Origin of the sequence: Terasakiella sp. 4MB5A (assembly GCF_050058155.1) — a bacterium.
Taxonomy (GTDB): Bacteria; Pseudomonadota; Alphaproteobacteria; order Rhodospirillales; family Terasakiellaceae; genus Terasakiella; species Terasakiella halodenitrificans.
This window is the reverse complement of record NZ_CP188815.1, coordinates 2,589,740-2,602,785: the sequence shown is the minus strand read 5'-3', so window position 1 is coordinate 2,602,785 and position 13,046 is coordinate 2,589,740. Positions and strand designations below refer to the sequence as shown.

Below are 13,046 nucleotides of genomic sequence, written 5' to 3'. Positions count from 1 at the left end.
GTCAGCGGATTATTCTCTCTTACTTCAAATAGTCCTTTAAATATTTTGCAGTGTAGCTTTCCTCGACCTGACTGACCTGTTCGGGGGTGCCCGTTGCCACGATACGTCCGCCTTTGGATCCGCCTTCAGGGCCGATATCGATGATATGATCCGCTGTTTTGATGACTTCAAGGTTATGTTCAATGACCACAACCGTATTACCCTGATCGACAAGGGCATGCAGCACTTCCAGCAGTTTCCGTATATCATCGAAATGCAAACCGGTTGTCGGTTCATCCAGAATATAGATGGTTTTACCGGTGGCGCGGCGTGACAATTCTTTTGCCAATTTTACGCGCTGGGCTTCCCCGCCGGACAGGGTGGTTGCTTGTTGTCCAAGATGAATATACCCCAATCCAACCCGGTCCAAGGTGACCATTTTATCGCGGATACTGGGCACTGCCTTGAAGAAATCGACAGATTCCTCAACCGTCATATCCAATATGTCAGCAATGGATTTTCCACGAAACTTAACATCCAGTGTTTCGCGGTTATAGCGTTTTCCCTTGCAGACATCGCATTGGACATATACGTCAGGCAGGAAGTGCATCTCGATCTTGATGACCCCGTCGCCTTGACAGGCTTCACAGCGCCCACCTTTGACGTTGAACGAAAAACGCCCCGGTTTGTAACCGCGCGTTTTAGATTCCGGCAAATTGGCAAACCATTCACGGATCGGGCCAAATGCCCCGGTGTAGGTAGCCGGGTTGGATCGTGGTGTGCGACCGATTGGCGATTGGTCGATATCGACGATCTTGTCGATAAATTCGACACCTTCCAGTTTTTTGTGATCACCCGGGTGCAGGCGTGCACCATGCAGTTTTTTCGCAAGGGCTTTATAAAGGGTTTCTATGATTAAAGAGGACTTACCGCCACCAGAAACACCTGTGACACAGGTAAAGGTGCCAAGGGGGATTTGCGCATCGACATTTTGCAGATTGTTTATGCTGGCACCTTTAATTTTGATGGATTGCCCTTTGCGTCCTTTGCGGCGTTTGGCGGGCAGGGGGATTTGTTCCATGCCGGTTAAATATTGCCCGGTCAAACTTTTGGGATTGGCCATGACTTCATCCGGGGTGCCTTCGGCGACCACGGTTCCGCCATGAACGCCGGCGCGTGGTCCCATGTCGATCAGATAATCGGCACTGCGAATGGCATCTTCATCATGTTCAACGACGATGACCGTGTTGTCCAGATCGCGCAGACGAACAAGTGTTTCAAGCAAGCGGTCATTATCGCGTTGATGGAGCCCGATGGACGGTTCATCCAAAACATAAAGCACCCCGGTCAAACCCGATCCGATTTGGGAAGCCAGGCGAATACGTTGGCTTTCCCCACCGCTCAGCGTGCCGGAAGAACGTGAAAGTGTTAGATATTCCAACCCGACATTCATGAGGAAGCCGAGGCGGTCATTAATTTCACGCAAGATACGCCGGGCGATTTCCTGTTGTTTGGTTCCGAGTTTTTCTTCCAGTGATCCATACCATTTTGCAGCTTCATCAATGGAAAAGGCGGTCACTTCGCTGACGTGAAGCCCCTCAATTTTAACGGCCAAGGCTTCGGGACGCAGGCGATGCCCATCACAGGCGGAACATTGGGTTACCGTTTGATATTTGGAAAGCTCGTCACGCACCCACGAGCTGTCGGTTTCGCGCCAGCGGCGTTCCATATTGGGGATCACGCCTTCAAAGGGTTTGGTTACCTGATAGGATCGTTTTCCATCATTATAGGAAATGGTGATTTCATCTTTACCCGATCCATACAGCACGACTTTGCGGACTTCTTCAGGCATTTTTTTAAAGGGGGTTTCCAGATCGACCTTATAATGTGTGGCGATGGCTTGCAGGGTTTGTCCGTAATAAACACTGCTGGAATTGGCCCAAGGGGCAATGGCTTTGCTTAGTGGTTCGGCCTCATTAGGGACCACAAGCTGCGGGTCGAAATACATTTCCGTTCCCAGTCCGTCACAGGCCGGGCAGGCTCCGAACGGATTGTTAAATGAAAACAGACGGGGTTCGACTTCATCAATGGTGAAACCGGACACCGGGCAGGCAAATTTGGCTGAAAAGGTGTGACGTTCCCCGGTGTTTGCATCTTCTGCAAACAGCAAGCCATCGGCCAGCTCAAGGGCGGTCTCGATGCTGTCGGCAAGGCGACTTTCCACACCTTCGCGCAAGACCAGACGATCAACCACGACTTCGATATCATGTTTAATTTTTTTGTTCAGTTCCGGGACGCCATCGACATCATAAAGTTCGCCATCGACCTTAACGCGTTGAAAGCCTTTTTTCTGAAGCTCAAGAAATTCCTTTTTATATTCCCCTTTGCGCCCTCGCACGATGGGGGCAAGCAAGTAAAGACGGGTGCCGTCTTCCAGTGCCATAATACGATCAACCATTTGTGAAACGGTCTGACTTTCAATGGGCAGGCCCGTTGCCGGGGAATGGGGGATACCGACACGCGCCCATAAAAGACGCATGTAGTCGTAAATCTCAGTCACGGTTCCAACTGTGGAACGCGGGTTTTTTGAGGTTGTCTTTTGTTCAATGGAAATCGCAGGCGACAATCCCTCGATATGATCGACATCCGGTTTTTGCATCAATTCCAGAAACTGTCGGGCGTAAGCCGATAAAGATTCAACATAACGGCGCTGTCCCTCGGCATAGATGGTGTCGAAGGCAAGCGAAGATTTCCCTGATCCAGAGAGGCCGGTGATGACCGTCAGGGAGTTTTTGGGGATATTCACATCCACATTTTGCAAGTTGTGTTCGCGTGCCCCACGGACCTGAATTTCATCAACGCTCATAATCATCATGCCTAAAAAAGATCAAAAGGAGAACATTTGGAAGGTTTAGAAATAGTTCGAACTGCGTCCTAAGTAAAGTGTTAATGGGTAAAAACTGTAATGGAAGAGGTTTGGAGAAGCTTAGTTTTGTAGAATGTGGTAAGAATGAAACAAGATTTGAGTCGCATCCGCGAGATGATTTCTGTATTGTCAGCCCAACATTAAATAACCGTATAGAAGGCAAGGAGTTCCAATGGCGGGTTCAGTAAACAAGGTGATTTTGGTTGGTAATCTGGGGCGCGACCCTGAAGTACGTTTTGCCAATGATGGATCGAAAATCGTCAATATGTCTTTGGCAACTTCTGAAAGCTGGAAAGATCGTCAATCGGGTGAGCGCCGTGAACGTACGGAATGGCACCGCGTTGTGATTTTTAACGAACGTTTGGCGGATGTGGCTGAACGTTTCTTACGCAAAGGCTCCACGGTTTATGTGGAAGGTGCTTTGCAGACTCGTAAATGGACGGACCAAAGCGGTGTTGAAAAATACACAACCGAAGTTGTCCTGCAACGTTTCCGTGGTGAATTAACCATGTTGGGTAGTCGTGGCGGCGAAGGTGCCGGTGGCGGTTACGGCGGTGGTGATGATTACGGTCAAGGCAGCACTGCTGGCGGTGGGTTTGGCGGTTCCGCTGACCCGAAAGGCGGTAGCACCGGACCGGAATGGAATTCTGGTGGTAGTGTTCCGGGTGGTGATCTGGATGATGAAATTCCGTTCTGATCATTAGATTTAAAGTGGTTACAAAAAAGCGTGTGTCTCCTTGGAGCACACGCTTTTTTTTATGAAATGTAGTATTCCCGTAATACCTGCAATCATAGTCTTTTTGATACTCTTACCAAACCTGAATGATAAAAATGGAGGTTTTACAATGGGTAAAAAAATATTGATGATTACGGGTGATTTTACGGAAGATTACGAAACAATGGTGCCGTTTCAGGCGCTTATGGCTTGTGGTTTTCAGGTGGATGCGGTGTGCCCGGATAAGAAGGCCGGTGATTATGTCGCAACGGCGATCCATGATTTTGAAGGGGATCAAACCTATACGGAAAAGCGTGGTCATAATTTTACATTGAATGCGACATTTGATGATGTGGATGTTGCCTCGTATGATGGACTGGTTATTCCCGGTGGACGCGCGCCGGAATATCTGCGCTTGAATCCCCTTGTTCTGGGAATGGTGCAACACTTTTTTGAAAGTAATAAACCCGTGGCCGCGATTTGTCATGGGGCACAGTTGCTGAGTGCAGCAGGCGTTTTATCTGGTCGCACATGTTCGGCTTACCCGGCTTGTTCACCTGAGATTACACAAGCTGGCGGCATTTATGCCGATATTGAAGTTACGCAAGCTGTCACTGATGGGAATTTGGTCAGCGCACCGGCATGGCCTGCCCATCCAGATTGGCTAAAGCAGTTTATGGCGTTATTCTAAGTTCAAGAATTAAACCGGACGGGAGTTTTCCATGTGTGAATTATTTATTGGGGCAAAGAGTGATCTTTGGGTCAGTCAGTCGAAGTCATTGCGCATTGATGGTGTGGCGACAAGTATCCGCATGGAAAATTTCTTTTGGCAAACCTTAAGCGAAATTGCCTATCGCGATTCGATGACGGTTAATCAGTTGATTACCAAACTTTATCATGAATCGATTGACGCAGAACATGATCTTGGAAACTTTACATCGTTTTTGCGGGTGTGTTGTGGACGCTATTATGCGTTGCTTTCTGCGGGCGATCTGTCGGCGTCTTTGGATGAAGGGTTGGGGAATGTGGATGCGCCGGCAATTTTGGGGCGCGAAGGTCAACGCCGTGTGGAAATCTTATCGCAGATCACGATGCAGACATCCTTGAAAGTCAATTAGGTTGTTCATGTCATAATTTCGCCCGTTTTTTAGGTAAACTACTCTGTAAGAATACTTAAAAATCTTTTTTTGGGTTGAAAGCCGGGTTGAGACACCCAAATAAAAAACATGAGCACGAACAGTCAACGTCATATATTTCTAGCAATAGGCTGGGTTTTTACCGGGCTGGGGTTTGTGGGTGCAATCCTTCCTCTTCTGCCGACAACCCCGTTTTTACTTGTCGCTGTGTGGGCCTTTAGTAAAAGTTCACCTAAGCTACGGCGCTGGCTGTTCACTCATCCCCGATTTGGCCATCATCTGCGCAATTGGTTCGATCAGGGGGCGATTACCCGGCAAGCTAAAATCGTTTCAGTTAGTTTCATGGCTTTATCCGTTGGATTCTCCCTACTTATAAGTGAGAACATCTATGTAGTTGTTTCACTTGCAGTTATTATGGTTGCAACTGCAACCTTTATCCTGACGAGGCCGACTCCAAGCTCTGTTGCAATTAAGTCACAGTAACTTTTGGCAAGTTGTCATACCAACATGCTGCGAAGCAACATGGTAAATCCCAGTTTTCTGCGCCTTGTAAGGGCGCATTATCTCTTGATATATACCATTAAAAGGCCCTTAAATTAGAATGATGCAATGTTGCAATGCGCAACTAAAATTGCATTTGTTTAAATGAAGGGCTTGCAGGTATTGGTATGACCAAGGCATAAAAGCAGGACGAAGAAATGAATTTAGCGTATCTTATTCTTGGTTTCCCAAATGGGGGACTGGGGAAGGTTTGCGCTCTAATTGTTCAGGGGAAACCCTCAAAAATACTTTTTGCTGCGCGTGCGAGTAACATAACGCAATAAAATGTGTTGAGAAATCTTCCGTCAGGGAAGGACCAAGAACTGTGAGGATACATGGAAAACGGACAGATAATCGGGACACCGAAAGAGATCTTTAAGGGGGAAGCGCGGGTCGCGATGACTCCTGACTCCGCTCTTCAGCTTCAAAAACTGGGATATCAATGCGCCATTCAATCGGGTGCAGGCGTTATGGCCGGTTTTTCCGACGAAGCTTATGAAAAAGCGGGTGTTGAAGTCATTAAAACAGCCAAAGGTTTGTGGGAAAAGGCGGATATTATCGCCAAGGTCCGCCAACCGGAAACGCGCGAGTTAAAGTACCTTGTTAAGGGAAAAACCTTGATTTCCTTCTTCAATCCTGCCGGAAATGAAGAAGGTATGACAGCGGCGAAAGAAGCCGGAGCGAACGTTATTGCGATGGAAATGGTGCCGCGTATTTCACGGGCACAAAAAATGGACGCTTTGTCCTCGATGGCGAATATCGCTGGGTATCGTGCTGTTATCGAAGCCGGGAATAATTTCGGTCGCTTCTTTACAGGACAGATTACAGCGGCCGGTAAAGTGCCACCCGCCAAGGTTATGGTTGTGGGCGCCGGTGTTGCCGGTCTTGCGGCAATTGGTGCCTCTGTATCGCTTGGTGCGATCACCTATGCTTTTGATGTGCGCCCGGAAGTGGCCGAGCAGGTTGAATCGATGGGGGCCGAGTTTGTCTATCTGGATTTTGAAGAAGAACAACAAGATGGTGCCGCCACAGGTGGCTATGCATCGGTTTCTTCCCCGGAATTCCGCGAGGCTCAGCTTGCCAAATTCCGTGAGCTGGCTCCGGAAGTCGATATTGTCATTACTACAGCCCTGATCCCTAATCGTGAGGCACCGAAACTGTGGCTTGCCGATATGGTCGCTGCGATGAAAACAGGATCTGTTATTGTTGACTTGGCGGCTGAACGCGGCGGTAACGTCGAAGGGACTGTCATGGACGAGAAAGTGGTCACCGAAAACGGTGTCACGATTATCGGTTATACGGATTTCCCGTCACGCATGGCCGCCCAGTCATCAACCCTTTATTCCACAAACATTCGTCACATGATGACGGACCTGACACCTGAAAAAAATGGCCAGGTCAATCATAACATGGAAGACGATGTCATCCGTGGGGCGACTGTGACGTTTGAGGGGGATATTACTTTCCCGCCACCACCGCCGAAAGTCAAAGCGATTGCGGCGCAGAAGAAACCGGAAGTCAAAGAACTGACGCCGGAAGAAAAACGCGCCAAAGAAATTGCTGATTTTAAAGAAGCAACGAAGAAGCAAGTGATTATGCTGGGCGTTGGCGGTTTGTTGATGCTGCTTGTCGGGGCATATGCACCAGCCAGCTTCATGAATCATTTTATCGTTTTTGTACTGTCTTGTTTTGTTGGCTTCCAGGTGATCTGGAATGTTTCGCATGCCCTGCATACACCACTGATGGCGGTTACCAATGCCATTTCCGGTATTGTGATTTTGGGAGCGATCTTGCAGATGGGCTCCAGCAGCTCGTTGGTTGTGATCATGGCGGTGATTTCTGTCTTGATTGCTTCGATCAATATCGTTGGGGGCTTCCTTGTCACCCGCCGTATGCTGGCAATGTTTGAGAAGTCTTAAGGGGAAATAAAACAATGACTTATGGTATTTTGACCGCTGCTTATATTGCAGCTTCCGTCTTGTTTATCCTTTCTTTGGGCGGACTTTCAAATCAGGAAAAAGCAAAACGTGCCGTTTGGTACGGTATTGTTGGTATGGCCGTTGCGGTTTTAATGACCGTCTTTACAGCAGGTAGCCTGGGTTGGTTGATCCCGGCGATTGTCATCGGTTCTGTGATCGGCTGGTATGTGGCTGGTAAGGTACAAATGACGGAGATGCCGCAACTGGTTGCTGCCCTTCATTCCTTTGTGGGTTTAGCTGCTGTCTTTATCGGCTTGAACGCGGAATTGGAATTGCAAGCGGTTTTGGGTATGGACGAAGCCGCCCGTGAAGTGTTGACGGGCTTTGCTTTGAAATTGGCACATAAAACGGCTGTTGAAATTTCTATTTTAAAGGTTGAGGTCTTTCTCGGTATCTTTATCGGGGCTGTGACCTTTACGGGTTCCGTTGTGGCCTTTGGTAAACTGGCGGGTAAGATCGACGGAAAACCGATCAAGTTACCCGGTGGGCATGTCTGGAATGCGACGGCTGCACTGGCCTGTTTGATCCTTGGTGTTATGTTCAGCAATGATGCGGGGATCTGGACAATGGTTCTGGTGACCTTAATCGCTGGTTTCATTGGTTGGCATTTGATCATGGGTATTGGCGGTGCCGATATGCCGGTTGTGGTTTCTATGTTGAACTCCTATTCCGGTTGGGCGGCTGCGGCGATTGGCTTTACATTGGGTAATGATCTTTTGATCGTGACAGGTGCGCTGGTGGGTTCCAGTGGTGCCATTCTGTCCTACATTATGTGTAAGGCGATGAACCGTCATTTCGTATCGGTTATCCTTGGCGGGTTCGGCGGTGACGGTGGCCCGGCGATGGAAGTCGAAGGCGAGATGATCGCCATTGACGCTGACGGTGTGGTGTCTGCATTGGAAGATGCTGATAGCATCATCATCATTCCGGGCTATGGTTTGGCGGTTGCGCAAGCGCAGCAGTCTGTATCTGAACTGACCAAGCGACTGCGTGCGCAAGGCAAAGACGTTCGTTTTGCCATTCACCCGGTTGCGGGGCGTCTGCCTGGGCACATGAACGTTTTGTTGGCGGAAGCTAAAGTACCTTATGATATCGTTCTGGAAATGGATGAAATCAACGAGGATTTCCCAAAAACCGATGTGGCGATTGTTATCGGGTCCAATGATATCGTCAACCCGGCGGCGCAAGATGATCCGAATTCCCCCATTGCCGGGATGCCGGTTCTGGAATGCTGGAAAGCCAAGCAGGTGTTTGTTTCTAAACGGGGGCAGGGTACAGGTTATTCCGGTATCGAAAACCCGCTGTTCTATAAAGAAAACACCCGGATGTTCTATGGCGATGCGAAAGCATCACTGGATACTTTGCTGCAAAGTATTAAGTAAGTCCAAAAGGCAAAAGAAATCACAACGCCTCTTGGCGAAAGAGATTTTAAACGTCTATAGTAAAAGGCCGTTCCCTGATGGGAGCGGCCTTTTCTTGATTAATAGGGCGCATGTAATATGGAACTTGATAACGAAACCGGACTTTTGATCATCGATATGCAAAAGGCAATTGATGAACCGGTTTGGGACGGTAAAAACAATCCAGCCTATGAAACCCGTATTCTCGATCTGTTGACCCTGTGGCGGGCGCGTCAGTGGCCCATCTTTCATATCAAGCATAATGAGGCCAATCCGGCCTCGACCTTTCATACGCACGCCCCGACCAATGCTTTTAAACCCGAAACTGCCCCCTTACCCGGTGAGATCATTATCGAAAAAGAAGTCAATTGTGCCTTTATCGGAACCGGACTTGGGTCCATGTTGCGAATGGAAGGGTGTAAGAAGCTGTTGGTCTGTGGTGTCGTTACCCATAACAGTGTGGATGCAACCGTGCGTCATGCGGGCTGCCTGGGGTTTGAAACGTATCTTGTTGCTGATGCCTGCACGGCCGTTCCGGTGGTTGACCGTACGGGGAAGGAATGGGCGGCAGAAGATGTCCATCAATTGTATTTGTCAGTCTTGGACGGGGAATATTGTACGGTTATCAATATGCAGGATGTTTTCACTGCAATTTAGCACTTGAGCAGGGTCAAGCGTGTTTCACTAAAAGATTGGTATAAAGGTACACCTAAAATATCAAGGCGGGAACAATGACACGCTTGGTTTGGAGTGATGAATACAGTGTGGGCGATACGGAAATTGATCGCCAGCATCAGGAAATCTTTTCTTTGATTGATCGCTTGGACGATCAGGATATGGATGCCAGTGCCATGTCGGTGACGTTTGAAAAACTAGACATTTATGTGCGCGAACATTTTGCAGATGAAGAAGAAAAGATGAAGGCGGGGGCCTATCCTGATTTGGATGCTCATATGCGCCAGCATGATGAATTTCGCGATTGGTTACAGTCTGCCAAAGAAAGTTTTCGCACCAGCGATGGTGCCTTGGGGGCAATTGGGCAGAATATCCATGACTTTTTAAAAAGCTGGTTGTTGGCGCACATTCTATATGCCGATCAGGCTTATAAAGGATATATCCAAAAAGTTTGAGGCCGGGGGGCAAGAAAAAAGGCGAAGCTGCTATCAAGCGCTTCGCCTTTTTTTGGGTATAATGAGCCACGATTCGTTTCGTCTTGGTCAAAACAAATCAAGCGCCCACATCACCACCTTTCAAGTAGTATATAAACCGAACACATGATCAGGCATGACATGTGTTGGAAGAAAATAGTCAGTTAAACAATCATCCCTTTTAACAGGGAAGGTGTTTAGAAGCCTTCACGTTCCAGACGCTTACGCTCCAGCTTACGCGCGCGGCGTACAGCTTCTGCATCTTCACGTGCTTTCTTTTCAGACGGCTTTTCGAAGTGACGGCGAAGTTTCATTTCACGGAAAACGCCTTCACGCTGCATTTTCTTTTTCAGTGCTTTCAGTGCCTGGTCGACATTATTGTCGCGAACTACTACCTGTACGATGGTCAGGGCCTCCTTATAAAAAATAACATCCGGGCCAAAATCCCGGTCCTTTTTCATCTCATGTAAAAGGAAGCGGGTCTCTACCATATGAAAGTGCTTTCGTAAAGGGTTTTGTCTATGTGTAGAATATTTGTCGGCTTCTGAAACTTTTCTGTTATATTTGTGTCGAGTGGCAATGAGAGTTTCTGGATGGATTTACCCACAAGTTATATATCGGAATTTAAAGAATATGCTTTGCAGCTTGCAGAAGCGTTTAAAGTGGGGATTGTGCTGAGCAAATCAACTGATGAGATAGTTTTGCAAGTCGGTTACGATTCTACCCAAGCGCAGACCGCAGAGAGTTTCGCATTACACACAGAAGGTGGAGCCGATTTTAATTTGGAGGTTTCTAGTATAGAAAAAATCTCCGAAACGGCGCTAAATGCCATCGGAAAATCCATAAAATTTTGCCTGAATGATCTTTATCAGCGCTATCGTATCGAACGTTATGAAATGTTTCTGGATACAGCAGCGGATTGGTTTTGGGAAAGTGACTCTGATAATCGTTTTGTTTATCTAAGCGGTAAAGTCGAAGAAGTTTTAGGTCTGAAGCCTGCTCAAATCATTGGGCATACACGAAGTGAAATACATGGCAGGCAGCATGATTTGTCGACACCCCAGTGGCAAGCACATTTAAAACGCTTGGAACGACATGAACCCTATTCTGATTTTGAAACCAGATGGATTCGACCAGATGGCGAAATCCGCCATATTACCTTAAGTGGACGACCTGTTTGGACGCAAAAAGGCGAGTTTGCAGGGTATCGCGGAACGGGGCTTGATATTACAGAAAAAAAGCAAGCCCAAATTGACTTTCAAAACCTGATGGAAGGTTCCATTCAGGGGATTTGCATCCATCGTCATTGGGAATTTGTTTTTGTAAATCCGGCATTGGTTAAAATGTGTGGCTATGAGAGCGCACAAGAGTTTTTGGCGGTTGGTTCGGTCGAGAAAATGATCGCACCTTATGAACGCGAACGTTTGCATGGATATCGTTTGGCAAAAGAAAGAGGCGAGCAAATTGATACGCGCCATGTTGCTGATTATTTAACCAAAAGTGGTGACATTATCACATTTGAATCCATCAATAGCCTGATTGAATGGAAGGGGCAAAAAGCCATTCTCAGTACGGTTATTGATGTGACGGAACAGAAGAAAGCAGAACAAAAACAGCAAGAGTATCATGACCAGTTACAGGTGTTGGTTGAGGAGCGTACGCAAGACTTGCTGAAAAGCGAACAGCGTTTTCGCAATGTGGCGGAAGCCGCATCTGACTGGTTTTGGGAAACGGATGAAAATCATAAAGTGACGTTTATTTCAGAACGTTTTTATGAGTTGTTTGACCTTACTCATGACCAAGTTTTAGGTAAGAGCCGATTGGAGATTGTCGAAAACCAAATGAAAATACCTGACGTTTCGCAGGTGTGGTCAGAACATCTTGGGGCTTTGAACGATCATAAACCCTTTTCCATTTCTTATTGGGTGCGAGGTCGAAGTTCTGACAAGGTTTGTATCGAGATTAAGGGAAAACCTCTGTTTGATGAAATGGGCGTGTTTAAGGGGTATATCGGTGCTGGATCAGATGTAACACAAACCGTACAGACAGAAGAAGCCCTGCGTGTTGCGGTGGAAGAAGCGGAAAGTGCAAACCGCGCAAAATCGGACTTTTTGTCAAATATGAGTCATGAGTTGCGAACCCCGTTGAATGCGATCTTAGGGTTTGCGCAATTATTGGAAAACAACGGCCAAGCCAATATGAGTGAGCGGCAACTGGAGCAGTTGAAGCATATTCGTCTGGGTGGAGAACATTTGCTGGAATTGGTGAATGAAATCCTCGACCTGTCAAAAATTGAAGCGGGCAAACTGACAATTATTCCAGAAGATGTTGACCTGAAAAATCTAATTGATATCTGTTTGCCTTATGCATCTGCTTTTTCTGAAAAATATAATGTCAAAATTGAGGATAACTCTGCCGATGGTTTGCCATTGATTTGGGTAGATGCGTTTCGGGCGAAACAGGCGTTGTTGAATCTTTTATCCAATGCGGCCAAATATAATCAGGCCAACGGTACCGCCTGGATTGACACTATGCTTCTGCCAGATAATTTCGTACGGGTGATCGTACGCGATAACGGTATTGGTATTCGTGAGGATGATAAAGAAAAAATTTTCCAGCCTTTCCAAAGGGCGGCGGGGCAAGATGGTGTGATTGAAGGTACAGGGATCGGTCTTGTTCTGACGAAAAAGTTATTGGAAGAAATGGGAGGGCGGATCGGCTTTGAAAGCAAATATGGCGAAGGAAGTGCATTTTGGCTGGATTTCCCACAGTCCACTAAGATAGAAAAACCGTATGAAAATTCCGCCAAAGGGCAACATCTTGATAAGCGTTTGGTTTGTGCGCCTCAAAATCAATATACAATGTTGTATGTGGAAGATAATCCCTCAAACCTGTCTTTGATGGCGGGGATTGTGGACTGTATTCCCAATTTACGTATGGTTTCTGCACATACGGCGGAAATCGGCTTAACCATGTTGCTGGCCCAGAAACCTGACTTGGTGCTTATGGATATCAATCTACCGGGGATGGATGGCTTTCAGGCTGTTCGTGAAATTCGTGCGCTGGAAGAGGTGAAAGACATGCCTGTCTTTGCAATAAGTGCAGACGCATTGTCGGATACGATCAGCAAGGGACAGGAGGCTGGTTTTGATCGCTATTTGACAAAGCCGATTGATTTGCCCCACTTTATGTCCATTCTCGATGAAATTCTTAAATAGAAACA

Annotated in this window: 11 protein-coding genes; 9 read left to right on the top strand and 2 right to left on the bottom strand. The window is 47.3% G+C overall.

Annotated features, from left to right (window positions below; translation table 11 throughout):
* Positions 1 to 19 precede the first annotated feature (19 nt).
* On the bottom strand, positions 20 to 2,845 hold the full coding sequence (gene uvrA / locus ACI0FF_RS12085) for an excinuclease ABC subunit UvrA (protein WP_419797075.1): 2,826 nt from the start codon (positions 2,843 to 2,845) through the stop codon (positions 20 to 22).
* 232 nt (positions 2,846 to 3,077) lie between these two features.
* On the opposite strand from uvrA, the gene ssb reads away from it, so the two are divergent.
* From ssb to ACI0FF_RS12045, 8 genes are all read left to right on the top strand, one after another.
* Complete coding sequence (gene ssb, locus ACI0FF_RS12080; RefSeq protein WP_188664815.1) at positions 3,078 to 3,602, top strand: single-stranded DNA-binding protein; 525 nt, start codon at positions 3,078 to 3,080, stop codon at positions 3,600 to 3,602.
* A 148-nt stretch (positions 3,603 to 3,750) separates the two neighbouring features.
* Complete coding sequence (locus ACI0FF_RS12075; protein ID WP_419797074.1) at positions 3,751 to 4,311, top strand: DJ-1/PfpI family protein; 561 nt, start codon at positions 3,751 to 3,753, stop codon at positions 4,309 to 4,311.
* 31 nt (positions 4,312 to 4,342) lie between these two features.
* Complete coding sequence (locus ACI0FF_RS12070) at positions 4,343 to 4,738, top strand: ribbon-helix-helix domain-containing protein (protein ID WP_419797073.1); 396 nt, start codon at positions 4,343 to 4,345, stop codon at positions 4,736 to 4,738.
* 108 nt (positions 4,739 to 4,846) lie between these two features.
* On the top strand, positions 4,847 to 5,239 hold the full coding sequence (locus ACI0FF_RS12065; protein WP_419797072.1) for a YbaN family protein: 393 nt from the start codon (positions 4,847 to 4,849) through the stop codon (positions 5,237 to 5,239).
* Between the two features lie 392 nt (positions 5,240 to 5,631).
* Entirely contained in the window at positions 5,632 to 7,215 is a 1,584-nt protein-coding gene (locus ACI0FF_RS12060; RefSeq protein ID WP_419797071.1) for a Re/Si-specific NAD(P)(+) transhydrogenase subunit alpha, read from the top strand.
* A 14-nt stretch (positions 7,216 to 7,229) separates the two neighbouring features.
* On the top strand, positions 7,230 to 8,657 hold the full coding sequence (locus ACI0FF_RS12055; protein WP_419797070.1) for an NAD(P)(+) transhydrogenase (Re/Si-specific) subunit beta: 1,428 nt from the start codon (positions 7,230 to 7,232) through the stop codon (positions 8,655 to 8,657).
* Positions 8,658 to 8,774: 117 nt separating this feature from the next.
* A complete protein-coding gene (locus ACI0FF_RS12050) occupies positions 8,775 to 9,332 on the top strand; it encodes a cysteine hydrolase family protein (RefSeq protein WP_419797069.1) in 558 nt (185 codons plus the stop codon).
* Between the two features lie 74 nt (positions 9,333 to 9,406).
* Positions 9,407 to 9,805, top strand: coding sequence for a bacteriohemerythrin (locus ACI0FF_RS12045; protein WP_419797068.1), 399 nt, complete (start codon positions 9,407 to 9,409; stop codon positions 9,803 to 9,805).
* A 215-nt stretch (positions 9,806 to 10,020) separates the two neighbouring features.
* On the opposite strand, the gene rpsU is transcribed toward ACI0FF_RS12045, so the two are convergent.
* Positions 10,021 to 10,284, bottom strand: a complete 264-nt coding sequence (gene rpsU, locus ACI0FF_RS12040; protein ID WP_188664864.1) for a 30S ribosomal protein S21 — start codon at positions 10,282 to 10,284, stop codon at positions 10,021 to 10,023.
* 132 nt (positions 10,285 to 10,416) lie between these two features.
* Here rpsU and ACI0FF_RS12035 point away from each other — a divergent pair, with 132 nt between their 5' ends.
* A complete protein-coding gene (locus tag ACI0FF_RS12035; protein ID WP_419797067.1) occupies positions 10,417 to 13,041 on the top strand; it encodes a hybrid sensor histidine kinase/response regulator in 2,625 nt (874 codons plus the stop codon).
* Positions 13,042 to 13,046: the final 5 nt, after the last annotated feature.